The 24,020-nt window shown below is 71.5% G+C and carries 21 protein-coding genes and 1 tRNA gene; 5 read left to right on the top strand and 17 right to left on the bottom strand.

The genetic code is table 11. The annotated features are described in order from the left end of the window. Nucleotides 1–34: 34 nt before the first annotated feature. Nucleotides 35–1,180: a 4-hydroxyphenylpyruvate dioxygenase gene (gene hppD / locus ACIPUC_RS05195; protein WP_446586859.1), complete on the bottom strand. Its 1,146-nt coding sequence runs from the start codon at nt 1,178–1,180 to the stop codon at nt 35–37. A gap of 122 nt (nt 1,181–1,302) precedes the next feature. On the opposite strand from hppD, the gene ACIPUC_RS05190 reads away from it, so the two are divergent. From ACIPUC_RS05190 to ACIPUC_RS05175, 4 genes are all read left to right on the top strand, one after another. Further along, nucleotides 1,303–1,779, top strand: coding sequence for an Lrp/AsnC family transcriptional regulator (locus ACIPUC_RS05190; RefSeq protein WP_446587607.1), 477 nt, complete (start codon nt 1,303–1,305; stop codon nt 1,777–1,779). A 64-nt stretch (nt 1,780–1,843) separates the two neighbouring features. Next, nucleotides 1,844–2,452 carry a helix-turn-helix domain-containing protein gene (locus ACIPUC_RS05185; RefSeq protein ID WP_446586858.1) on the top strand — a complete coding sequence of 203 codons (609 nt, stop codon included), beginning with the start codon at nt 1,844–1,846 and terminating at the stop codon, nt 2,450–2,452. 26 nt (nt 2,453–2,478) lie between these two features. Then, nucleotides 2,479–2,682, top strand: a complete 204-nt coding sequence (locus ACIPUC_RS05180; protein ID WP_446586857.1) for a hypothetical protein — start codon at nt 2,479–2,481, stop codon at nt 2,680–2,682. Next, nucleotides 2,679–3,971 (top strand): MFS transporter, encoded by a 1,293-nt coding sequence (locus tag ACIPUC_RS05175; protein ID WP_446586856.1) that lies wholly within the window; start codon nt 2,679–2,681, stop codon nt 3,969–3,971. The genes ACIPUC_RS05180 and ACIPUC_RS05175 overlap by 4 nt, the downstream gene beginning before the upstream one ends. Here ACIPUC_RS05175 and ACIPUC_RS05170 read toward each other — a convergent pair. The 6 genes from ACIPUC_RS05170 to ACIPUC_RS05145 all read right to left on the bottom strand — a co-directional run bounded on the left by ACIPUC_RS05170 (nt 3,901) and on the right by ACIPUC_RS05145 (nt 10,177). Beyond that, entirely contained in the window at nt 3,901–4,698 is a 798-nt protein-coding gene (locus tag ACIPUC_RS05170) for a S16 family serine protease (RefSeq protein WP_446586855.1), read from the bottom strand. The genes ACIPUC_RS05175 and ACIPUC_RS05170 overlap by 71 nt on opposite strands. 261 nt (nt 4,699–4,959) lie before the next feature. Further along, the gene (locus ACIPUC_RS05165; RefSeq protein WP_354384399.1) at nt 4,960–5,601 is read right to left on the bottom strand and encodes an IclR family transcriptional regulator; all 642 of its coding nucleotides are present in this window, start codon (nt 5,599–5,601) and stop codon (nt 4,960–4,962) included. Between the two features lie 548 nt (nt 5,602–6,149). Next, nucleotides 6,150–7,934 (bottom strand): DEAD/DEAH box helicase, encoded by a 1,785-nt coding sequence (locus ACIPUC_RS05160; RefSeq protein ID WP_446586854.1) that lies wholly within the window; start codon nt 7,932–7,934, stop codon nt 6,150–6,152. A gap of 115 nt (nt 7,935–8,049) precedes the next feature. Further along, nucleotides 8,050–8,442, bottom strand: a complete 393-nt coding sequence (locus ACIPUC_RS05155) for a type II toxin-antitoxin system death-on-curing family toxin (protein WP_446586853.1) — start codon at nt 8,440–8,442, stop codon at nt 8,050–8,052. After that, nucleotides 8,439–8,639, bottom strand: coding sequence for a hypothetical protein (locus ACIPUC_RS05150; RefSeq protein ID WP_446586852.1), 201 nt, complete (start codon nt 8,637–8,639; stop codon nt 8,439–8,441). The genes ACIPUC_RS05155 and ACIPUC_RS05150 overlap by 4 nt, the downstream gene beginning before the upstream one ends. Before the next feature lie 71 nt (nt 8,640–8,710). After that, nucleotides 8,711–10,177 carry an MFS transporter gene (locus ACIPUC_RS05145; protein ID WP_446586851.1) on the bottom strand — a complete coding sequence of 489 codons (1,467 nt, stop codon included), beginning with the start codon at nt 10,175–10,177 and terminating at the stop codon, nt 8,711–8,713. Between the two features lie 179 nt (nt 10,178–10,356). On the opposite strand from ACIPUC_RS05145, the gene ACIPUC_RS05140 reads away from it, so the two are divergent. Continuing rightward, nucleotides 10,357–10,428: transfer RNA gene (locus ACIPUC_RS05140), tRNA-Cys, on the top strand. A gap of 52 nt (nt 10,429–10,480) precedes the next feature. Here the strand turns inward: ACIPUC_RS05140 and ACIPUC_RS05135 are convergent. From ACIPUC_RS05135 to ACIPUC_RS05090, 10 genes are all read right to left on the bottom strand, one after another. Next, the gene (locus ACIPUC_RS05135; RefSeq protein ID WP_446586850.1) at nt 10,481–10,786 is read right to left on the bottom strand and encodes a hypothetical protein; all 306 of its coding nucleotides are present in this window, start codon (nt 10,784–10,786) and stop codon (nt 10,481–10,483) included. Between the two features lie 233 nt (nt 10,787–11,019). Next, on the bottom strand, nt 11,020–13,305 hold the full coding sequence (locus ACIPUC_RS05130; protein ID WP_446586849.1) for a hypothetical protein: 2,286 nt from the start codon (nt 13,303–13,305) through the stop codon (nt 11,020–11,022). Between the two features lie 8 nt (nt 13,306–13,313). Further along, nucleotides 13,314–13,736 (bottom strand): hypothetical protein, encoded by a 423-nt coding sequence (locus ACIPUC_RS05125; protein ID WP_446586848.1) that lies wholly within the window; start codon nt 13,734–13,736, stop codon nt 13,314–13,316. A gap of 47 nt (nt 13,737–13,783) precedes the next feature. After that, on the bottom strand, nt 13,784–14,959 hold the full coding sequence (gene mycP / locus ACIPUC_RS05120) for a type VII secretion-associated serine protease mycosin (RefSeq protein WP_446586847.1): 1,176 nt from the start codon (nt 14,957–14,959) through the stop codon (nt 13,784–13,786). Nucleotides 14,960–14,986: 27 nt separating this feature from the next. Beyond that, on the bottom strand, nt 14,987–16,393 hold the full coding sequence (locus tag ACIPUC_RS05115) for a WXG100 family type VII secretion target (protein WP_446586846.1): 1,407 nt from the start codon (nt 16,391–16,393) through the stop codon (nt 14,987–14,989). Next, nucleotides 16,393–16,908, bottom strand: coding sequence for a hypothetical protein (locus ACIPUC_RS05110; protein ID WP_446586845.1), 516 nt, complete (start codon nt 16,906–16,908; stop codon nt 16,393–16,395). Before ACIPUC_RS05110 ends, ACIPUC_RS05115 begins: the two co-directional genes overlap by 1 nt. A gap of 122 nt (nt 16,909–17,030) precedes the next feature. Beyond that, nucleotides 17,031–19,322 (bottom strand): xanthine dehydrogenase family protein molybdopterin-binding subunit, encoded by a 2,292-nt coding sequence (locus tag ACIPUC_RS05105; protein ID WP_446587605.1) that lies wholly within the window; start codon nt 19,320–19,322, stop codon nt 17,031–17,033. 53 nt (nt 19,323–19,375) lie between these two features. Next, entirely contained in the window at nt 19,376–21,166 is a 1,791-nt protein-coding gene (locus ACIPUC_RS05100) for a 2Fe-2S iron-sulfur cluster-binding protein (RefSeq protein WP_446586844.1), read from the bottom strand. Then, the gene (locus tag ACIPUC_RS05095; RefSeq protein ID WP_446586843.1) at nt 21,163–22,035 is read right to left on the bottom strand and encodes an FAD binding domain-containing protein; all 873 of its coding nucleotides are present in this window, start codon (nt 22,033–22,035) and stop codon (nt 21,163–21,165) included. The genes ACIPUC_RS05100 and ACIPUC_RS05095 overlap by 4 nt, the downstream gene beginning before the upstream one ends. Before the next feature lie 255 nt (nt 22,036–22,290). After that, the gene (locus tag ACIPUC_RS05090; protein WP_446586842.1) at nt 22,291–23,961 is read right to left on the bottom strand and encodes a beta-N-acetylhexosaminidase; all 1,671 of its coding nucleotides are present in this window, start codon (nt 23,959–23,961) and stop codon (nt 22,291–22,293) included. Nucleotides 23,962–24,020 lie beyond the last annotated feature (59 nt).

Here is a 24,020-nt window from a genome sequence, read left to right as displayed (position 1 = left end):
CCCCGGCGGGAGCCAGGGGGCCGGGCCGTACGACCTACAGGTTGCCCCGCTTGGCCTGCTCGCGCTCGATCGCCTCGAACAGGGCCTTGAAGTTGCCCTTGCCGAAGCCCATCGAGCCGTGCCGCTCGATCATCTCGAAGAAGACCGTCGGCCGGTCCTGCACCGGCTTGGTGAAGATCTGCAGCAGGTAGCCGTCCTCGTCGCGGTCGACGAGGATCTTCAGCTCGCGCAGCGTCTCCACCGGCACCCGCGTCTCGCCCGCCCACTCGCCGAGCGTGTCGTAGTACGAGTCCGGCGTGTCCAGGAACTGCACGCCCGCCGCCCGCATCGACCGCACGGTGGCGACGATGTCGTTCGTGGCCAGCGCGATGTGCTGGACGCCCGCGCCGCCGTAGAACTCCAGGTACTCGTCGATCTGCGACTTCTTCTTCGCGATCGCCGGCTCGTTGATCGGGAACTTCACCTTCAGGGTGCCGTCCGCGACGACCTTCGACATCAGCGCCGAGTACTCGGTCGCGATGTCGTCGCCCACGAACTCCTTCATGTTCGTGAAGCCCATGACCTTGTTGTAGAACGCGACCCACTCGTTCATGCGGCCGAGCTCGACATTGCCCACGCAGTGGTCGATGGCCTGGAAGGTGCGCTTGGCCGGGGGCTCGACCATCGGGCCGACGGGCACGAAGCCCGGCAGGTAGACGCCGGTGTAGTCGCCGCGCTGCACCAGCGTGTGGCGGGTCTGGCCGTAGGTGGCGATCGCGGCCAGGGTGACCGTGCCGTGCTCGTCCTTCACCTCGTACGGCTCGTCCAGGCCGCGGGCGCCGTGCTCGACGGCGTACGCGTACGCCGCCCGCACGTCCGGGACCTCGATGGCCAGGTCGATCACGCCGTCGCCGTGGTCGGCGACGTGCTCGGCGAGGAAGCGGCCGTGGTCGGTCGTCGCCTTGATGACCGAGGTCAGGACGAAGCGGGCGCCGCCGTTGGTGAGGACGTAGCTGGCCGTCTCGCGGACGCCGTTCTCCGGTCCGGAGTAGGCGACGAGCTTCATGCCGAAGGCGGTCGAGTAGAAGTGCGCGGCCTGCTTGGCGTTGCCGACGGCGAAGACGACCGCGTCCATGCCCTTCACCGGGAAGGGATCTGCCTCACGCGCGGTGTGGGGGGTGGTGTCGAGGGTCTCAGTCATGACCGCAGAGTCCCGCCGATCCACAAGCTGCGCAATAGTTTCCTGTTTGACTGTACAGACTGCCCAGTACAGCCGGAGGATGGCTGAAACATCTGTGCACTATGACCACCGCGGAGGCACCTGTGGGCATCGACGAACTCGACGGCCGCCTCATCGTCCTGCTCGCCCGCGAGCCCCGGATCGGCGTCCTGGAGGCCTCGCGCCGCCTCGGGGTGGCGCGCGGGACCGTACAGGCCCGCCTCGACCGGCTCCAGTCGAACGGAGTCATCCGCGGCTTCGGCCCCCAGGTCGATCCGGCCGCCCTCGGGTACCCGGTCACCGCCTTCGCCACCCTGGAGATCAAGCAGGGCCAAGGGGCCGACGTACGGGCCCACTTGGACGGCGTACCGGAGGTGCTGGAGCTGCACACCACCACCGGGCACGGGGACATGCTGTGCCGGCTGGTGGCCCGGTCCAACGCCGATCTCCAGCGGGTGATCGACCGCGTCGTCGGATTCGAGGGGATCGTGCGGGCGTCGACGGCGATCGTGATGGAGAACCCGGTGCCGCTGCGGATCATCCCGCTGGTCGAGCAGGCGGCGGAGGACGACGACCGCTGAGTTCCAAAGAAGTCCTTGCAAAGAAACCCTTGCAGAGAAGTCTTTGCAACTCTAGAGTGGAGGCATGCCCGAGAAGCCCGGCAATCAGCCCTCAGTCCGCACCCTCGACGCCCACGCCCTGCGCGGCCTGGCACACCCCCTGCGCATGCGCCTGCTGGCCTCCCTGCGTCAGGACGGCCCGGCCACGGCCTCGCAACTGGCCGCGAAGCTCGGCGAGTCCAGCGGCGCCACCAGCTACCACCTGCGCCAGCTCGCCGCGCACGGGTTCGTCGAGGACGCGCCGGAGCACGGCAAGGGCCGTGAGCGCTGGTGGAAGGCCTCCCACGACGGCACCGCCTTCGACGAGGGACTGATCCACGACCCGGCGACGCGCGGCGCCGCGGACGTCTTCCTGGCCGAGATCGCGAAGATCCACACGCAGGAGCTGAACACGTGGCTCGCCACGGCGCACGAGTGGCCCACCGAGTGGCGGGGCGCCTCGGACCTCAGCGACTTCACGCTGAGACTGACCGCGGCGCAGAGCCTCGAGCTGATCGAGAAGATGCACGACTTGATCAACAGCTACCGCGACCTGCCGCCGTCGGACTCGGGATCTGGCTCGGGCTCGGACCAGGACCGCACGGAAACGGTCCGTTTCCACACGCACGCCATCCCTCGCCGCACCGCCGAATAGCACCCTTTCGCAGAAGGAGTCCTGCCATGCACGCCTTCACCCATGCCCTGACGCACGCCACCCGCACCGCCGAACTGGCCGCCGAGGCCGCCGCCTGGCGCCTCGCCGCTTCGGTGGACACCACCCCCGCCCTGCGCGACCGCCTCGGCGAGGCCCTGATCTCCGCCGGGATCCGCCTGCTGCGGCCGGACCACGTCCACAGCCGCGCCCGGCATCAGCTCGCGGCATGAGCAGGCGGCCCTTCACCGCGGTCCTGGCCGCCAACACGATCTCCATGGCGGGGAGTTCCCTCACCCTCATCGGCGTCCCGTGGTTCGTACTGCAGACCACGGGCAGCGCCGGCCGGGCCGGGGTCGTCGCCTTCTGCGCCACCCTGCCCGTCATCGTGGCGGCCCTGGTCGGCGGACCGGTCATCGACCGGATCGGCCGCCGCCGGGTCTCCGCCGCCTCCGACCTGATCTGCGGGCTGGCGGTCGGCGCGATCCCGCTCCTGCACCACGCGGGCGTGCTGGAGTTCTGGATGCTGTGCGCGCTGATGGCCGTCGGCGGGCTCGTACACACCCCGGGCCTGACCTCCCGGTACGTGCTGCTGCCGAATCTCGCCGAGCACGCGGGCATCACCCTGGCCCGGGCGGCCAGCCTCTACGACGCCGTCTCGCGCGGAGCGCGGATGATCGGGGCCGCGCTGGCCGGCGTACTGATCGCCGCCTTCGGCGCCGAGACCGTACTGCTGCTGGACGCGGCGACGTTCGGGGCGTCGGCGCTGCTGGTCTCCGCCTTCCTGCGCGGGGTACCGGCCGCCGAGCCCCAACGGACCGCCGGGAAGGTGTCCTTCGCGGGCTACCGGGCCGAACTCGCCGAGGGCTGGGCCTTCCTGACCCGTTCACGCCTCCTCATGGGCATCACCGTGATGGTGATGATGACCAACGGCCTCGACCAGGGCTGGTCCTCCGTACTGCTGCCCGTGCACGCGCAGGACTCCCTCGGCGGGGCCGCCGCCATGGGCCTGCTGGTCTCCCTCTTCGGCGGCTCCGCGCTGCTGGGCGCCCTGCTCTACGGGGCATGGGGCGAACGCTTCCCGCGCAGGACGGTCTTCGCCGCGGCCTTCCTGGCCTCGGGTGCCACCCGCTACGTGGTGGCGGCGCTCACCGGCACCACACTCCCGCTCGCGGTGACGATGGCCCTGGCCGGACTGGGCGTGGGCGTGCTCAACCCGATCCTGTCCACGGTGATGTACGAGCAGGTGCCGGAGCGGCTGCGCAGCCGCGTCTCGGGGGTGACCACGGCGGGCTGCGAGCTGACCATGCCGGTGGGCGGGCTCGCCGCCGGCCTGCTGGTCGACGGGTTCGGGGCGGCGAAGGCGCTGCTGCTGTTCGGCGGCACCTATCTGCTGACCACGCTCGCGCCGCTGGTCTTCCCCGCGTGGCGCGCCATGGACCACGGCGATGTCAGCAGGACGGAGCGTCCTCGCCCCGGTTCAGTGCCCGCAGAGCGTTCACCGCGTCCGTCAGGGAAGTGACGGGCACCAGCCGGAGCCCCTCGGGGAGTTCGGACTGCGCGTCCGAGCACTCGGCCTTCGGTACGAGGAACACCGTCGCCCCGTCGCGTCGCGCTGCCTGGGTCTTCAGGGCCACTCCGCCGACCGCGCCGACCGCGCCGTCCGCGGCGATGGTGCCCGTACCGGCGATGGTGCGTCCGCCGGTGAGGTCGCCGCCGCTGCCGTCGCCGTCGAGCTTGTCGACGATGCCGAGGGAGAAGAGGAGGCCAGCGCTGGGACCGCCGACGTCGGCGAGGTTCAGCTCGACCTTCACGCCCTTGGGGTCCTTGTGGAGATAGCCGAGGGCGGCCTCCGCGGCGGCCGACTGGGATTTGGCCATTTCCTCCAGATTGTGCTCCTCGATCTCCTTGTCCGTTCCGCCCGAGGAGTAGACGACCTCCTTGGGCATGACGGCGCGGGAGCGGTCGAACCAGTCGTCGAGCAGTTCGGGCAGGTTCACCGTCGTGGACGGACCGGTGGCCTGGATGGTGGTCATCCGGAGCTGGCCCGTGGTCGGCCGGGTCGGGGCGCCGGAGACCGTGATGACGGGCTTGCCGTCCCGCTCGCCCAGCACATCGGCCGTCAGCCCCGGCTGGGCGACCACGAAGGGCAGCGGCGCGAGGACGGCGACGGCGAACAGCCCGACCACGGGCACGGCGCTGACGGCCAGGGCGACGGGACGCGGCAGACGCAGAAGACGAGAGAGCACCCGGCCAATCTATCTGCCCGGCCCACACATCCCAGCCCCGCCGGCACCACCTGCCCGGCCGGCACATCCCAGCCCCGCCGGCACCACCCTGCCCGGCCGCACCATCCAGCCCTGCGGGCAAACGGCGGGCCTGGCCGGCAGACCGGCCCCGGACGACCAACCCGGCCTCGCTGGACAAAACCCAGCCCCGCCGGCGTTTGAGGCGCGGGGTCCGGGGCGGAGCCCCGGCAACGGCGCCGCACCCGGCCCCCGACCGACGGGCTAGCGAAGGGCGTCCGCGACCTCGCGCGCCGCGTCGACCACCCGCGGCCCCACCCGCTCCGGCACCGCGTCGGCCAGCATCACCACACCGACGCTGCCCTCCAGCCCGGTGATCCCGACGAGCGGCGCGGCAGCGCCACTGGCGCCCGCCTCCAGCTCCCCGTGCGTGAGCGTGTATCCGGGATCGATCAGGGACCCCTGACGGGCGGCCAGAATGGCCCGCCCGGCGGCCCCGCGGTCCAGCGGGTGGCGGAAGCCGGCCCGGTAGGCCACGTGGTAGTCCGTCCAGGTCGGTTCCACGACGGCGACGGCGAGCGCCTCGGTGCCGTCGACGAGGGTCAGGTGCGCGGTGGCACCTATGTCCTCGGCCAGCGACCGCAGCGCGGGCAGGGCCGCTTCGCGTACGAGCGGATGCACCTGCCGGCCCAGCCGCAGCACGCCGAGCCCGACCCGGGCCCGGCCGCCGAGGTCACGGCGGACCAAGGCGTGTTGCTCCAGGGTGGCCAGGAGCCGGTAGACCACGGTGCGGTTCACACCGAGGCGGTTGGAAAGCTCGGTGACGGTCAGACCGTGGTCGGTGTCGGCGAGCAGTTTGAGGACTCTGAGCCCTCTGTCGAGAGTCTGGGAGGTTTCCGCGGTCACGACGCCTCTCCCTCTTTCGGTGAGCGGCGGTGACTCTCGGGGTGGCACGCCGCCGGTCCCGCGGCGGCGCACGGAGAGGCCGCCGGTAGCGGCCATGGCACCGGCTGCGCTCCCGCGGCGGCGCTGCCACGGTGCGTTCGATGCGGGGACAGTAGCGAGCGGGTCCGCTCAGCGGAAGGGCTCGTCCAGAATCCGGGCGCGTGCTACCCCTTTATGCCGGTTCCTGCCCGACCCTTGGTGTCAATTCGTGACCTCGATCCCTCCAAGAGCTCTTTACCCCGCCATTACTCTGATCTTCGTGCAAAAACTGACCGACCGCCTCGCCGACGCCGGCATGGAAAGGACGAGGTCTTCGACCTCAAGGTTCGGATGAAGTTCGGCACGGACGCTCCCGCCTCCCGCTTCTCCCTGTCCCCCACCGCCGAGGGCGGGACGTCGCCGGCACCGGCACCGCCTAGCGCCGCCGTCCCACCGCGCAGGTCCGTACACGCGAACGGGCCCGTGCGCGCCTGCGCACGGGCCCGTCCCCGTCGTGGCCGGGGGTCACCTCACCGCATCCGGGTGGCCCACTCCTGCACCTTCTTGATCCGCTCGCGCAGCTGCCCCGCCGTCGCCTCCGCGCTCGGCGGCCCGCCGCACACCCGGCGCAGCTCCGTGTGGATGACCCCGTGCGGCTTGCCGCTCTGGTGGACGTACGCGCCCACCATCGTGTTCAGCGACTTGCGCAGCTCCAGCAGTTCCTTGTGCGAGACCACGGGCCGCCTCTCGGCCGGCAGCTCCAGCAGGTCCGCCTCCGCGTCCGGCTTGCGCCGGCTGTGCGCGATCTGCCGCGACTGCCGCTTCTGCAGCAGCATCTGCACCTGGTCCGGCTCGAGCAGCCCGGGGATGCCGAGGTAGTCCTGCTCCTCCTCGCTGCCCGGGTGCGCCTGCATGCCGAATTCGGCGCCGTCGTACAGCACCCGGTCGAAGACGGCGTCGGACTCGAGCGCCTCGAAGGACATCTGCTCGTCCTCGCCGGTGTCCTCGTCCTCCTGCCGGTTCGCCTCGTCCATCTCCTTCTCGGACTCGGCGTACGGGTCCTCCTCGCCCTGCTTCTTCGGCTTGTCGAGGACGTGGTCGCGCTCGACCTCCATCTCGTTCGCGAAGCCGAGCAGGTAGGGGATGGTCGGAAGGAACACGGACGCGGTCTCGCCACGTCTGCGCGATCGCACGAAGCGCCCGACGGCCTGGGCGAAGAACAGCGGCGTCGAGATGGTGGTGGCGTACACCCCGACCGCGAGCCGGGGTACGTCGACGCCCTCGGACACCATCCGGACCGCGACCATCCAGCGGCTGCCGTCGGCGCTGAACTCGTCGATCCGCTTCGATGCGCCGGTGTCGTCGGACAGCACGACGGTCGCCTTGCTGCCCGTGATCTCCCGCAGCAGCTTGGCGTACGCGCGCGCCGAGTCCTGGTCGGAGGCGATGACCAGGCCGCCCGCGTCCGGGATGCCCTTCCTGACCTCGGTCAGCCGCTGGTCGGCGGCGCGCAGCACGTTCGGCATCCAGTCGCCGCGCGGGTCGAGCGCCGTGCGCCAGGCCTGCGAGATGGCGTCCTTGGTCATCGGCTCGCCGAGCCGGGCGGCGATCTCGTCGCCCGCCTTCGTCCGCCAGCGCATGTTGCCGCTGTAGGAGAGGAAGATGACGGGCCGGACGACCCCGTCTCCCAGCGCGTTCCCGTAGCCGTAGGTGTAGTCGGCGGAGGACCGCCGGATCCCGTCGTTCCCCTCCTCGTACGCGACGAAGGGGATGGGGTTGGTGTCGGACCGGAAGGGCGTTCCGGTCAGGGCCAGGCGCCGGGTCGCCGGGTCGAAGGCCTCCAGGCAGGCCTCGCCCCAGGACTTCGAGTCGCCCGCGTGGTGGATCTCGTCGAGGATCACCAGGGTCTTGCGCTGCTCGCAGCGGTTGCGGTGCAGCATCGGGCGCACGCCGACACCGGCATAGGTGACGGCCACCCCGTGGTAGTCCTTGCTCAGCGGCCCGGCGGAGTACTCCGGGTCCAGCCGGATGCCTATCCGCGCCGCTGCTTCGGCCCACTGCTTCTTCAGGTGCTCGGTCGGCGCGACCACGGTGACCTGCTGGACGATGTGGTGGTGCAGCAGCCAGGAGGCGAGGGTGAGCGCGAAGGTGGTCTTGCCTGCGCCGGGGGTGGCGACCGCGAGGAAGTCCCGCGGCTGGTTCTGGATGTAGCGGTCCAGCGCCGCCTGCTGCCAGGCGCGCAGTTTGCCCGCGGTGCCCCAGGGGGCACGGCCGGGGAAGGCGGGTGAGAGGTGGTGGGAGGCGGTAGTAGTCACGGTCTCCGGTTCGTCGCTCTCGGCAGTCGTACGTAGGACAACCGGGCCACCTTACCGGGACGGGCCCGCCCCTCGCGGAGGGACAGGCCCGTGACCTCGGGCGGTGCGGCGAGCGTCACACCGCCTCGTGCAGGGACCGCAACCGCCCGGCGATCCGCCCGACGTCCCCCTCGTGCCCCGACGCCACGTCGATGACCAGGTCGTACGCCAGGTCCTGGTCGGCGTCGCCGAGATCGATTCCGTTCACGGCGAGGAAGGTGGCGGCGGCGAGCCAGGCCGTGCGCTTGTTCCCGTCGACCAGCGGGTGGTTCGTCGCGACGCCGTGGAGCAGCGCGGCGGCCTGCTCGTAAGGGTCCTCGTAGGCCGGCGTCCCGAACATCCTTGCCCGCGGCCGGTGCACGGCCGACTCGAGCAGCCCGGGGGCGCGCAGCTCGACGGGCTGGTCCCGGGCGAGGCAGGCGTGCCGGGCGAGGTCGAGGACCTCGGCCAGGGTGAGGTGGCGGGTCATGCGCCGAGCCGCTTCAGCAGTCCGGCATGCTGCCCGGCGAGGCGCTCGGCGGCTTCCCCGACCCGCTGCCGCTCGGCGCGCAGATGTGCCCGTACGGCTTCCAGTGCGGCCTCCTCGGGCCGCTGCCCAGCAGCGTCGGCAAGGTCGGCAAGCTCTGCGCGCTCGGCGCCGGACAGCCGGATGATCAGCTCGTTCATGAGGCGAAGCTAGCGCGGCGGTTGGTCACGGCGCACCCGGGTTCGGCGCTTGCGAACTGCGACTGCGGCGCTCACGGATTGCGGCGCTCACCCGCGGCGGGCTCCAGCCGGGTCGCGACCCACGCACCCGCCAGCGCCACGCAGGCCATGGGCAGGAAGACCACCACGAAGGCGACCGGGTGCGAGGCCCCCGCGCCTTCCGTGAGGGCGTGCGAGGCGCCCACCGCGCCCCCGCCCAGCGCGGCGAACGCCGCACCGCCGGCGGCCAGCAGCACCACGTTCGCGAGCGCGTCCGAAATCTGCAGCGCCGCGGAATTGGCGCCCGCCTCGTCCGGCGCCGACAGCTTCAGCAGCAGCACACTCGTGGAGCCGATCACCAGCCCCATCCCCAGGCACCCCAGCGCCCAGGCCAGCGCCAGCGTCCACACCGGCACGGACTCGATCAGCACGGCGGGCGCCGCGGCGATGGCGACGGCCACCATCACCATCCCGCCCACCATCAGCCGTTGCCGGTACGGAGCCATCCGCCCCTTCGACTGGACCCAGGAGCCGCCCGCCCACGTCAGCCCGCCCAGCGCCAGCGAGAACCCTGCCAGGGTCGGGCTCAGCCCCCTCTGGGTCACCAGCATCAGCGGGACGAAGCTCTCCGCCGCGATGAACGACCCCGCCGCGACCCCGCGCAGCAGCACCACGGACGGCAGCCCGCGCCGCGCCAGGTAGGTCCCGCGCGGCAGCAGGCCCAGCACGGCGGGCACCAGCAGCGCCACTCCGGCCAGCGCCGGGAGCAGCGAGAGCCACCGGAGGTCCTGGGCGGCGTACTGGAGCAGCCCGGCGCCGAGCGAGATGCCGAAGGCCAGCCGGATCCGCCGCCGGTCGAAGGCTACGGGCGGCGCGTCGGGATCCACCGGTCCGGAGGCGGTCCTGCGTATCGCCGGCAGGGCGACGGCGAGGGGGACGACGACGAGGACCGGGATCCCGAGGAACACCCACCGCCAGCCCAGGTGTTCGGTCACGGTCCCGGCGGCCAGCGGGCCGACGATGGACGGGACCACCCAGCTCGCGGCGAAGGCCGCCATGATCGCGGGCCGCAGCCGGTCCTCGTAGGCGCGGCTGACGACGACGTACAGGGCGACGATGACCAGCCCGCCGCCGAACCCCTGCACGGCCCGGCCGATGACGAACACCCACATGGCACCGGCGGTCCCGGAGACCACCAGCCCCGCACCGAAGGCCGCGATCCCGGCGGTCACCGGCCGCAACGGCCCCTGCCGGTCGGCCCACTGCCCGGACAGGACCATGCCGAAGAGGCTGGTCGTGAAGTAGGCGGAGAAGCCGAAGGCGTAGAGCCCGATCCCGTCCAGCTCCCGCGCGGCGACGGGCATGGCCGTGCCCACGGCGGTGGCCTCGAAGGCGATCAGAAAGACGACGGAGATGATCCCGATGCTGAGCGTCCGGTACGCGGCCCCGAGAATCCCGCCCTGCTGGGCAGGCGGGATCGGCTCGGCTATCCGGGGCACACGGGGTTCAAGGGCACTCATCGCCCCAGAGTAAGGGGCGTGCCGGGATTTGGCCCCTGTCAATTGGACGGACCCCACCTCGTCCCCGGGACCTAGGACCCGTGGACTGTGAACGCGGCATGGCAGTCACATTGCACCCCCCGCGCCCCCCTTCCCCCCGGCCCGCCGCCCCCCGTACGGTCGTGCCCATCACCACCCACAGCCGTGTGCCCGAGTGGTTGAGGGACTCGCCTGCAAAGCGAGTTACGCCGGTTCGATTCCGGTCACGGCTTCCCCGAAAGGCCGCTCAGGACCCTCCTGAGCGGCCTTCGCGGTGTTCGGGCCCTACATGCCGCATCGGGTCTGCTGCTTCGCGAACTCCAGGTACTTCTCCATCAGGGCGGTGAACTTGGGGCGCCGTTCGTCCGGCTTAACCCCGTCCACGACCCCGGTCACCCACAGTTCGAGCTCGAAGGACTCCGCAGGACCCTCACACGTGAGGAAGACGGCTGCACCGTCATCCCAGAGCTTTCCGTCTTTCACGAAGGGAAGCGGCTCAGGTTTCTTATCAGCGAGCAGGGGAGGCCAGCTGTGTCCACTCCCCACCGGCTGCCGATGGGCGCTCGCGACGAATCGATTCTTGCCGTCCACATCGATATGGCAGCTCTCACGAGTTCGATCCGCAGTCAGTCGGATATCGACTGGCGAGGAGACTCGAACTTCCTTTCCGGTGCCCATGAATGGCGAGAGTTCGGCCGGAGTGAACGCCCCGAAGCAGGTGGACGACGGGAGTTCCGGACTGACTGAAGGCGCCCCCTTGGAACAACCCGTCACGAGCACCAAAGCTGTCATGACGGCTGCCAGAGCGCCGCTTCGCCCAACCATCAGGAGCTGCCGTTCATCGTGGCCACCAGACCCCTGCCGACCGTGAACGCGTTCGCCGTCTCAGCGGAAGCCACACCCCGATAGGAACCGAACGTACGCTCGGACAGACCAAGCCTCTCCGCGGCAATACGCACCGAATCAGAGGCGGACTGGGACGCCCCTTCCTGGGCTTTCACGAAGTCCTTTACAGCCTCCTGATTACTGCCCTCCACCTTTTTGGCGGCGTCCTCCTTTGCCCCCTCGACCACACTCTCGGTGATGTCCTCCTGGAGCCATTCGACGACGTCACCCGCGAGTGGGAGCATCTCCAGATACTTACCGCCGGCGGCACTGATACCTCGATTGACCCATTTTGCGTTGTCCTCGACGCCTTTGACGTACTCCTCCTGCTTGTGGGCGTTCTCTCCAAACACTCCCTCAGCACGAGCTTGGGACAGGATCCCGGCGATCTCGCCACCCGGATGCACTGCACTCACGATAGCGGCGCCGACGTTCTCGTATTCGCTCCGATGATTGAAGACATCGGAGACCAATGCCGTGGTGAACGTCCTCTGGGCAGTCGTGATCGCACCGTATGCGTCCGGATCCTGACCCACCGCCCCGATGAAATATGCCATGTTCGTTTTGTCGAACTCGGCCATCACGCCATTCGCCTTGATCATGCCGCTGTTGTCATCGGCAGCGGCTTGAATATCCGGCATGTACTCCGCTGCCATCTGCCCGAAGTGGCCGGACAGACCCTTCAACGGGCCCTCGCCCTTGCCCGGCTCTCCCACGACCAGCTCCCACTTGTCGCCGATCTTCTCGACGACTCGTTCCATGACGGCCTTCATCTCCGCGCTGTGCGGCACCGGCGGGGAGTCCTCGTCACCCGGGCTGCGGTGGGAGACGGCAGCCATGAGCGCGTCGCCCACCGCCTGCTGCGCCGGGTGGAGATCCCCGGTCTTCGTGATGTCGAAGCTGTCCATGTGCGGCTGCTTGTCGAGCATGTAGTCGACCATGCCCCGCTCCTGGCCGTGCTGCCCCTTGACCGGCTTGTCGTCCTTCGTGACGATGCCGTCGCCGTTGCTGTCCTCGCGGACCGGCTCGTTGAAGAAGGCCGTCGATGCGTCCGGGTTATTGGCGAACGCCTCCATGAGCCCGGTCAGGGGGTAGAACCCGCGGCCGCCGCCCTCCCCCTGGTTGAGGACCATGTCCATGCTGAGCGGGGTGGTGTACTCCCAGGCCTTCGGGTTCTTGCGGTCCATGGCGATCATGTCGCGGCCGACCGAGGTCAGGAACTCCGTGTCGTACTTTCCCTCCCGGATCAGCGCGCCAAGGGCCTGGTAGCCGTAGATCTTCGTCACCCCGCCGGTGACGTCCATCTCCTTGCGGCCGGCCTTCATCAGTCCGGTCGTCCAGGCCGCGTCGAGGTGGTTCGGTACGTCCTTGTGCGTGGCGAGACCGAGCATCGCGCCCATGTCGCTCTGGATGTTGCCGACCCGGAAGGCCCGGTCTGCGCCCGGCAACCCCAGACCCGTCGCGTCCAGCGAGAGTGTCGCGTAGGCCTGAAGAGTGCCATCGGGGCCCAGCCTGCGGTAGAAGCTCGTCGCGAACTCGGGGTCGTCGCGGTTGTCGTCGAGCAGATTCTCCAGCTCGCGCAGAGCCTCGGGATTACGTGCGGTGCCCCCTTCGCCCGTGACCTTCTTCATCAGGTCGACGGCACGATCCACCTGCTCTGCGTCAAGGGTGGTGTAACGCGGCTCGCTGAAGTTGTGGCCGTCGGCCACATTGATCTGGAGCACCCGCACCAGGGACTCATCAGCATCCTGGGCGTGTTCGACGGCTCGGTTGACCCGTTGCTGCCACAGGCTCCGGTTCTTGCCGACGGTCGCCTGGTAGTCGGGATCGTGCTGCGCCGCGTACTGGTCCTTCGCGTCGGGCAGCGGGATGGCGGTGACCCGTCCGACCGCGTCGATACGGAAGCCGGCGGCCGGTGCCTCCTCGGCCAGCTTCTTGATCTCGGCCTGGACCGCGGTGATGGTGGCATGCCCGTCGGCGAGAACCTGGTGCACGCCCTTGGCCTCTTTGGCGGCGTCCTCGAACTCCTTGGCCGTCTTGGCGACGAACTCGCGACCCACTCCGGCGGTGACCCCGCTCCACTCCGCCTTGTCGGCTTTCGTCTTCATGCCGTTGCGGGCCGCCTCGGCGAGTTCGTCGAGCTTGTCGACCATCGCCTTCCAGTCGGTGACGGCCGTCTGGAGCTTGTCCAGCGGGGCGTTCATCACGTTCTCGTACGTCAGCATGCGGGCGCCTACTTGAGGTAAGAGGTGAGCGCGGACGTGGTGAAGTCGGCGCGGAGTTGCTCCTCGTCCTTGGCGTGGGAGGAGAGCGAGTAGTTCAGCCCGTTGGAGATGTTCGCGCAGGCGGCCACGAGGGTCTTCACCTGGCTCTCCCAGAGGGTGTTCGCCTTGAGCAGCGCCGCGCCGCTGGCGAAGTTCTCCTTCGTGAGCGCGCCCGCGGCCTCGGCTGTGGAGGTCGCGGCGTGCTTGCCGTCCGTCTGCAGCCGGGAGTGCAGCTTGTACGCCTCGGAGCCGATGGCGCCGATGTGGTCCTGGTTGAGGTCGAGGTCGCCGCCCCCGCCGCCGCCCGGATCGACCGGGACCTGGTTCAGCCGCATGGAGACGTTGGCGGCGGCCGTGGCGCGTGCCGCCGACCATTCCTCGTCGAACGACATCGCGTGAACTCCCTTGTCAGGTCGGGTCAGCGGTCAGCGGTCTGCGGTCAGCGGTTGCGGCGTACGACGACGACCGTGACGGCCCCGCCGATCAGCAGGCAGGCTCCCAGCCCGAGTCCGATCCAGGGAAGGAGGCTGCCCTCCTTCTTCTCCTCGGCCTGGGCCGCCGGCTGGGACGGCGCCGCCGCGTCGGGGGCCTTGCCGTCCGCGGAGGCGGAGGGCGACTTGGCCGCGGCCTCGGCTGCGGCCAGATCGGGCAGCGGGAACTCGTTCGCCGGGCCGGGGTCGCCGGGGGTGGGCACGGCGACGCGGGGGCGGACCACGCCGTAGCCGACGAAGTCGTTGCGCTCCGAGCCGTCGGCGGGCTTGCCGGCGGTGTTCAGGAGGACACGGAGCACCTGGTTGTTGGTCCAGTCGGGGTGCGCGGACCAGAGGAGGGCGGCGGAGGCGGAGGCCAGGGCGGACGCATCGCTGGTGCCGTGGGTCGTGCACAGCCCCGTCTTGCCTTTGCAGGCCGTCACGATGTCGATACCGGGGGCCGCCATGTCGATGAAGGCACCCTGCTGCGACTCCTTGGTCGGCTCCCCTTGGGCGTCTACTGCTGCGACACCCACGACTCCGGGAGTTGCGGCCGGGTACATGATCGTCCTGTTCCCGTAATTGCCTGCACTGGCGAAGATCAGCTTCCCCTTGGAAAGCGCATACTTGACGGCTTCAGCGCGGTCCCTATCGTCCTCAGGCTTGCCGTCAATCGCCTTGGAAATGTTGATGATCTTGGCGTCCGAGTCTGCCGCATATCGAATGGCGGCGACCATGGATGGGGCCTTCGCCGGCTCGAGTACATCGGGCACCCGGATCGGCAGGATCTTCGCGCCGGGTGCAAGCCCGTAGGCGCCGTCACCACTGGGGTGCTTTCCGGTAGCGGCGATCATCGCAGCAATACCGGTGCCGTGACCGTCGTAATCGTTGTCTCTGCCTCCCTCGGCAGAGCCAACAGGGAACGCCGCGCCAGGGAGGACCTGCCCCTCAAGCTCCGGGATGCGGTCGACGCCCGAATCAATCACCGCAACGGTGATCCCCTTGCCTGTGTTGATCTTCCAGATGTCGTCGGCCTTCATGGCGTCGAGATGCCATTGCTGCGATCGAATCGTCTCCGCGTGGGCCGGGGTCGCGGCGACCCCGGCCAGCAGAAGACCGACCAGGGCCGAGGTCGTCTTACGCATGCGCATCCCGTACAACGTCCGTTCTGCTCAGTCGATCACCGGCGGGACAACACGACGGTTGCCCTGCCAGGTCTCTTCGTCCTCGGCCAGGTAGTCGGGGCGTTCGCCCCTCTGGTCATCGCGTCGGCTGCCCGGAGTACTCGCACCCGCGCCGATGCCACCAGCGGTGTTCCGCACGAGGCCCGAGCCGCCCGGCGTGAACGGCGTCGCGCGACCGGCCGCCGCAGGCTGGCGCCCGCCGACGATACCTCCCGGCTCCGTAGCCAGCCGCCGGCCCCCGGCGGGTCCTCCCACGCCGCCATGGGCACCGCCCAGGCCGCCGCCCATCATGCCGTTCACGGGACGGCCCGCATGCCCGGCTTCGGTGCCGATGACGGTGCCGCGCGGGATGCCCGAGCTGGGGCCGGTGGAGGTCACCGGGCGGCCGCCCATGATGCCGGTGTCACGCGGAGGCAGACCGAGCTTGCCGAGAGGCCCGCTCGTACCCGGGACCGGGCCTCCGGGCGGGAGGCCAACGGGGCCAATGCCGGGGATCGTCTTCATGCCGCCGACCGGGGGCGTAGCCAGAGGCGGGACGATAGCGACGGGGACGGGCCCAGTGGGGCCTGTTGGCAGCGGGCTAACAGGCGGCGTCGTTACCGGAGGCAGGGTCGGGTTCGGGAGCGTAGTGACGGTATCGAGGTCCACGTCCACGTCGCGGTCCGGCGTCACCACCACGGGAGCTGTCGGCGGAAGGGTGCTGTCCGGCTTCGCCTGGTGCCCGGGAACCCAGCCCGTTTCGCTTGCAGTACCACTGGCGCCGGGTGCCGACGATGCATATGAGGAGCTTCCCGAGTAGCTCTCCACTCCGGAACTTCCACCCGGGCGGGCCCTGTCGACTTCGCCGTACGCCCTGTCCGGCACGAACACAAGCGGCGGTGCCGGAAACGTCGGAATCGTCGCCTTGTCCATCTCCGTCTTCGACAAGCTGTACGACTGCGACAGCTTCGTCAGCGCATCCACCGCCCGCGCATGGTCCCCGCTCAGCTTCGACCACGCCTCCTGGCCCAGCTGCTTCGCGTCCGGGTCGTTGTGGTACTTCCGCGAGATCTCGAGGTTCTCCTTGAGCGCGGCCTCCGCGCCCGCGTCGTACTTGGGCATGTGGATCTCGGACATGGTCTGGGCCGCCAAGGTCATCCAGTGGCCGCCCGTGGCGCTGAAGTCGGCCAGGACCAGCGTCGCGCTGCCCGCCCGGTTGACCCACTCCTGGAAGGCGGTCGCCGCTTCGCCCTCCCAGCCCTTGACCTTGTGGTCCTTGAGCTTCTGGCCGATCTCCTTGATCGCCTTGGCGGCGTCGGTCAGCTGCGTGCCCCGCTGCGACACCGTCTTGGGGTCGAGTGAGGCGACCATCGCGGCCAGCTGCGCGTGCGAGTAACCCTCGAAGTTCGTTCCCATCAGATATCAGCGCCCCGCCGCCTCGTGCCGCCGTTCGTACCCGGGTCGTTCGGCGGCGGGTCACCGGCCGGCTGGTCCGCATACGGGTCCCGCGTTTTGACGTAGTTCTCCTGGGCTTCCTTGGCGATGGCCGCCATGCGCCGCTTGGTCTCCTCGTCCACATCGCCGAAGCCCTTGCCCGCCGTCAGGATCGCGATGCCCAGGGCCTCGATCTGCCCCGCCAGCCCCTTCGACAGCTTCTGCAGCTCCGCGTGGACGGTGTTGTACGACCTGAAGAGGTCCTCGGCCTCCGGGAAGCCCGTGCCCAGCGCACCCGCCGGGAGTGTGCCGTGGGCCAGCTTTCCGTGGTCCGCCTGGGAGTCCTCCAACGACGTCAGGAGGCCGTCCACCAGGCTCTTGTACTCCTTCATGGTGTCGTACTCGACCGACAGCGCCGCCGCCTGCGCCCTGATCGCGTCCGCCAGCCCCGCCGTAAGGCCCTGCCCGAACAGACCCGGCTCACTCTCCACTGCCACGCTGGCCTCCCCGACTCCCCGTCCCCGTTCGCACGCGCGCGTGCGCAACCTCACCCGTCACTGTAGCGACCAGCACCGACAGCCCCAACTCCGAGGTTGCAGGTGCAATGCGGGTCACACGGTCACGAGTTGGGCGCGGCGACCGCCGCCGATGGCCGGATCGGGAGCCTGTTCACCGGGCGGCCCGTGGCCGAACGGACCGCCGAGGCCACCGCCGCGGGCGCCGTCACCACCGGGATCGCGCTCGCCGCCTTCGCGCCGAAGGGCGCCACCACGTCCCGTTCCTCGACCAGTTTGACGATGCGGACCACCGGGGCGTCCAGGGCGGTCGGCAGGGCGTAGCCCGTCAGGTCGGGGTGGCGGACCAGGCCGGAGACCGTGCGGAGGTTCTCCGTGAGCGCCGCGCCCACGCCCTGGGTGACGCCCGCCTCGATACGGGCTTCCAGCTGGCGGGGGTTGAGGATGCGGCCCACGTCCTGGGCGACGGCCAGCTCCACGACCCGTACCGAGCCCAGTTCGATGTCCACGTCCACCACCGCGCGGATCGCGCAGAAGGCGAGGCCCACGAAGGCGTCGCCCTGGCCGTCCGCGTCCAGGGGCTCCGTCGGGTGGGGGCGGCACTGGGCCGTCGCCCAGAGCTCCTTGCCTTCTATGGCCTCCGCGACCGTCGTGGAGAACGCGCCGTCGTACGACGTGATCCGGCCATCCGCGATCTGCAGGAGTTCCGTGGACATGCCGAGCTTGTGGGCCATCGGCTGGAGGAGCTGCGTGCGGACCATCTTCGCCGCGCGTTCGACCGCGCCGCCCGACACCCACGTGTGGCGGCCGTGCGCCGACGGGCCCGCCGGCGGCTGGTCCGTGTCGACCGGGGCCATCGTCACCTCGTCGACGCCCAGGACCTCCTGGACGATCTGACGGGCGAGGGTCGCGAAGCCCTGGCCGGTGTCGACCGCCGCACAGATGACGGTCGCGGCGCCGTCCACCACCTTCACCGTGGCCGTGGAGACCTCGTCGGCGCCCTCAGCGCCCAGCATGTGCACCATGCCGACGCCGTACCCGACCCCGCGCCGCACCGCGCCCGGCTCGCCCGCGCCCTCCGGGCCGCCGGGCAGCAGCCACTCGTCCTCGGGGGTGTCCTTCGGCAGGGCGGGCAGCTCGAAGTCCCGTACGGCGCGCACGAGTTCGGCCACCGGCGCCGGGCAGGTCACCGTCTGGCCGGTGGGGAGGAGGTCTCCCGTCGCCAGTACGTTGCGCAGGCGCAGTTCCGCGCCGTCGATGCCGAGGGCGGCCGCCAGCTTGTCCATCTGGCCCTCGTACGCCGCGCACACCTGCATCGCACCCTCGCCGCGCACGTGGCCCGACGGCGGGTTGTTGGTGCGTACCGCCCAGCCCTCCACGAAGGCGTGCGGGACGACGTACGGGCCGCAGGCGAAGGCCACCGCCGCCGCCAGGGACTCGGAGGACGCGTCGGCGTACGCGCCCGCGTCCATCAGGATCTGCGCCTCGACCTTGACCAGCCGGCCCTCCGCGTCCGCGTGGTGGCGGTAGCGCAGCAGGGTCGGGTGCCGGTGGGTGTGGCCGAGGAAGGACTCCTCGCGGGTGGCGGCCAGCTTGACCGGGCAGCCCGTGCGCAGGGCGAGGAGGCCGAGGGGGAGCTGGAACGCCGCGTCCTCGCGGTCGGCCGTCGCGCCCGGCACGCCGGTGACGACGACCCGCACGCGGTCCGGTTCGAGGCCGAAGCAGGCGGCCGCCAGGTCGCGGTCGGTGTGCGGGTCGGTGGAGGCGGTGTACAGCTCGACGCCGCCGTCGGGGCGCGGCACGGCCAGCCCGGCCTCGGCGCCGATGGGCGCGGGGTCCTGGCGGCCGATCCGGTACAGGCCCTCGACGACGACCTCGCCGGTGGCCTCCGGATCGCCGTAGCGGAGCGGGATGTGCCGGATCAGGTTGCCGTCGGGGTGCAGGGCGGGGGCGCCGAAGGACTGCTCGGGGTCGGTGACCGGGTCGAGGAGCTCGTACTCGACGGCGATCGCGGCCGCGGCGAGCCGGGCGGTGTCCGGGTGGTCGGCCGCGACGGCGGCGATGGGCTCGCCGTGGTGGCGTACGACGTCGTGCGCGAAGACCGGCCGGTCGGCGATCCGGCGGCCGTGCGTGGTGGCGCCGGGGACGTCGGCGTGGGTGACGACGGCGCGCACGCCGGGCATCTCGGCGGCGGCCGAGGTGTCGATGGAGAGGATCCGGGCGTGGGCGTGCGGGGAGCGCAGCACGGCGGCCCACAGGAGGCCCTCGGCCCACAGGTCGGCGGCGTAGGGGAAGGTGCCCGCGCTCTTGGCGCGGGTGTCGGCGGCCGGTACGGATGCTCCGATTCCGCTCGGTGCCCGCTGTTCGGCGGCCGTGGCGCCGGCCTCCGCCGCCAGGGCCGTGACCGTGGTGTTCACCGTTGTCGTCGCCGTCGCCGCGTCCTGCCCGCTCACGCCGTGCCTCCGTGGTGGATGCCGCCCTCGCCGGGCGCTGCCTGATGCGGAATGCGCGCCCCCGAAGCCTGAGCCGAAGCCTGAGCCCCCTCGGCCGCCGCCTCGCGCCCGGCCACGACCTCGCGCACGGCGTCGATGACCCCCGCGTATCCGGAGCAGCGGCAGAGGTTCCCGCACAGGGCCTGCCGCGTCTCCAGCTCGCTGGGGGCGTGATTGCCCTCCAGCAGGTCGTGGATGGTCATGGCCATGCCGGGCACGCAGAACCCGCATTGCACCGCACCCGACCTGCACAACGCCTGCTGCACGTCCGAGAGTTCCCCGCCCGTCGCGAGCCCCTCGACGGTACGGACCTCGCTCCCGGCGGCCGTCGCTGCCGGCACCAGGCAGGAGGCGACGAGCCGGCCGTCGACCTTCACGGCGCAGGCGCCGCATTCGCCCTGCGAGCAGCCGTCCTTGGCGCCGGCGAGGCCGAGGCGCTCGCGCAGCACGTAGAGCAGGGACTCGCCGATCCAGGCACTGGTGACGGGGCGGTCGGCCCCGTTGACGCGCAGGACGTACGACGCCTGCGGGTGCTCGTGATGGGCGACGGCCCCGGCTGCCGCCGTTTCTTCCTCGTACGTCGGCACCCCGGTCGGGAAACCTTCGGAGGTGTCCTCGGTCGGCGGTGCCACAGCGATGTCGGCGGTGTCCCCGATCGGCGCGGACCCACCCGGAATCCCGGCCGGTCCAGGGACGACCGCGGCAAAACCGTGCCCGTCCGTACCGCCGGGCTCCGCGAACGCCTCCGCGGACTGCTCTGCGAACGCCTCCGCGGACTGCTCCGCGAACGCCTCCGCCTCCGCCTCAACCGCGGCCGCGGGCCCGGCCTCCGCCTCGGACGCCTCGGAAACCACCCCGAGCTCAGCCTCGGCCTCGACTTCGGCCCCGGCCCCGCGCCCGGCATCCGCCCCGCCCCGCACTCCGCCGAACATGTCCAGCCCGCCGGAAGCCACCGGATGCGGCCGCTCCTCCTCGACCGGCATCGCCGCCGGACCGTGCGCGGCCTCGATGTCGTGCGGGGCCGGGTGCACCGGCTCGCCCGCGTCGGGGAGCGGGGTGCCGACTCCCGGTCCGCCCAGCACGCGCGGTCCGCGCCGCGGCACCGAGCCGACCCCGGGCCCGCCGAGCAGCCGCTCGGCGGCCGCCGAGGCCACGGCGTCGTCCGTTCCCGGCAGGGTGCCGGGCTCCGGCTGCTGAGCCGCGTAGTCGGGGTGGTCGGCCCACGGCGCCGCGGCGCCGCCCGGCAGCGTCGCCGGGGCCTGGCTCCAGTCGGCGGCCCACTGCCCGGTCGACGAGGCCTCGTCCGGGAAGCGCCACTCCGCCGTCGCCCCCGCGTCCGGTTCCTGCCGGGGAGCGGGCGCGCGCTCCGCCTCCGGCTCCCCCTCGGCGAACGCCGCGGCCACCGATGCCGGAATCGGGATCGACGCCGGAATCGGCCCGCCGACCGGAGCCGGGGCGGCCGGGGCCGACGCGCCCGCCTCCGGCCACTGCACCGGGATCGTCCACGTGCCCGTGGCCGCCGGATCGGTGCTGGCCGAGCCGAGCGGCACGATCATCGGCGGCGGCACGTACCCGTGCCCGGGCGCCGCCAGGGGCTCCCCGGTCCCCAGCGCGTCCAGCATGTCCTGCGGCAGTTTCACGAAGGCCGTCGCGTCGGAGTCGTACTCGCCGCCCTGCGGCACCGGCTCCCAGCCCCAGCTCGCCGTACCGTTCCCCTGGGTCACGTTCTCGTTCTCGTTCCCGCTCATGAGCTCAGCGCCCTCCCCAGGGCCCTGCGCGCCAGCACGGCCACCGTCCGCCGCAGATGCAGTACACCGGGGGCCACCGGTTCCCCCTGGTCGGGCACGCAGGCTGCGGCGACGTACTCGCCGAAGGCCTCCAGTGCCTCGGGAGCCAGGTTCCGCTCCCCGTCCCAGTCGATCAGCGAGGCCACCCACTGCTCGGCCTCCAGCGGGCGCAGCGGCATCGGGGCGACCGCCCCGATCGCGCAGCGCACACCCCGGCGCGCGGGATCCAGTACCAGCCCCACGGACGCCACCGCGCGCCCCGGTCCCGTGCGCCCCGTGGCCTTGAGGAACACCTGCGGGGCGTGCAGCAGCGGCACCCTGACGAAGCCGATCAGCTCGCCGGGCCGCAGCATCTCGCGGCCGGCCAGCAGGTGCGACACGGGGATCTCGCGCGATCCGGCCGGGCCGACGATGACGAGGACGGCCTCCAGGGCGGCCAGCACGGGCAGTGCGTCGCCCGTGGGCGCGGCGGAGGCGATGTTGCCGCCGAGGGTGCCGGCGTTGCGGATCTGCGGGGGCCCGGCGGCGCGCGCGGCGGCCGCCAGCGCGGGGATCAGAGCGGCGAAATCCGGCCGTCCCATCCGCGCGTGGGTGAGTCCCGCGCCGAGCAGCGCGTGGCCGTCCTGGTACTGCCAGCCGCGGATCTCGTTGATCCGCCCCAGGCCCACCAGTGCGGCGGGCCGCAGCTGCCCGGCGTTGACGGCGGCCATGAGGTCGGTGCCGCCCGCGACGGGCACGGCGGCGGGCATGGCGGTGAGTGCCGCCACGGCCTCGTCGAGCGAGGCCGGCAGCGTCACGGACTGCGCCGCCTGCGGTGCGTGCGTGGTCAACCCAGCTGCCCCTTCCCGATGTCCCGGTCCCGGCGCTCACGCCTGTCCGCCGTACGGTACGTGCTCACCGCCGGGAGGTGGCAACTCTGGCACATCTTCCCCGACGCCCGGCGCGAGGGTCGGCGGGGGCGCCCCCCGGCCGGAGCTCCCCCATCGCGGCACGACCGGCCGCACCGCCGGGACCCGTACAGATCCGCCTACTGACCGTTTTTCCCCGTATCGCCGGAAATCCGGCCAGAGTTCCGGTTCTGGTTGTCACACGTTCGGGGGCGTCCCGTCCTTCGGGCGCCCGAGCACCCCGGGGCGGCGCTGCCACGGCAGGGGGCCGGCCGGTGGCCGGTATCCGACGCCGAGGGCGTCCAGCCGCGCGTAGTGCGCCGCCATCCGCGCCTCGAACCCCGCGAAGTCGCGCTCCCGCGGCGCGGGCTGCCAGGACCACACCACCTCGGCGAAGGCCGCCAGCCGCGGGAACACCTGATAGTCGACGCGGTCCTGGTTCTCCATCACCTCGGTCCACACGTTGGCCTGGGCGCCGAGCACGTGGGCGGCGGCCTCCGCGGACAGCCCGGCCGGGACGGGCTCGAACCGGTAGACGTCCTCCAGCGTCCGGACGTACGAGATCGGCATCGGCTCCTGCTCGCCCGGCGCCTGACGGTAGTCCAGGTACACGTGCTGCTCGGGGCACATCACCACGTCGTGCCCGGCCTCGGCGGCGGCGATCCCGCCCGCATACCCCCGCCACGAGGAGACGGCCGCGCCCGGTGCGAGCCCGCCCTCCAGGATCTCGTCCCATCCGATCAGCCGCCGCCCCCGCTCGGCGAGCCAGGTGTCGAAGTGCCGGATGAACCAGGACTGGAGCCCGTCCTCCCCGTCCACGCCGAGCTCCCGGATCCGCTCCTGGGCGACCTTCGAGGCCTTCCACTGCGCCTTGGGGCACTCGTCGCCGCCCACGTGGACGAAGGGCGAGACCGCGGCGGGGAAGAGCTCGAGCAGTTCCTCGAAGACCCCCTCGTAGAACCGCAGTACGGCCTCGGTCGGCGCGAGCACGTTCTCGTTGATCCCCCAGTCGTCCCACACCTCCAGCGCCTCGGTGTCGACCACGTCCGTGTTGCCCAGTTCCGGGTACGCGGCGATCGCGGCCTGCGAGTGGCCCGGTACGTCGATCTCCGGGACCACCCGGACGTGCCGCTCGGCGGCGTAGGCGACGATCTCGCGGATGTCGTCCTGGGTGTAGTAACCGCCGTGCGGGGTCTCGTTCCACAGCGGCGATGCCCGGTGGCCCCAGCGGCTGCGCGCCCGCCACGCGCCGACCCCGGTGAGGCGCGGGTAGCGCTTGATCTCCACGCGCCAGCCCTGGTCGTCCGTCAGGTGCAGGTGGAGCACGTTGAGCTTGTGCGCGGTGAGCAGGTCGATGTACCGCAGGACGGTGTCCTTGGGCATGAAGTGCCGGGCGACGTCGAGCATCAGCCCGCGCCACCCGAACCGGGGGGCGTCCGCGATCCGTACGTACGGCAGGCTCCAGGCGCGGCCGGGCAGCGGGGCCTTGCGGTACACGTCCGGCCCCAGCAGCTGACGCAGCGTCTGGACGCCCCAGAACAGCCCGGCCTCGCTCGCACCGGTCAGCTCGACGCCGGTCGCGCCGACGGAGAGCGAGTACGCCTCGCGGCCGAGCCCCTCCCCCGGCCCGGACTCCGGGCCGATCAGGCCGAGCGGGTCGAGCGGGCCGACCCCCAGCCGTATCGCTGCGGCCGCGCCCGGCCCGGCGGCCGGCAGGCTCCAGCCGGTGGCCGCGCCGAGTTCGCGGCGCAGCAGGCGCGCGGCCCCCTCGGCGCCCGGTCCGACGGCGAGCACCGGCTCGGGCCCGAACGCGTAGCGGCGCGCGCCCTCGTCGAAGACGGCAGCCCGGGGTACGGGGATCAGGTCCATGCGTCAGCCCTTCGCAGCAGCCTGTTGCGCCCTGCGCAACGCCGGTTCCGCAGGGTGCT

This window comes from Streptomyces sp. LARHCF249 (assembly GCF_052871255.1).
The sequence above is the reverse complement of the archived record's forward strand: the minus strand, read 5'-3'. Positions and strand labels throughout refer to the sequence as shown.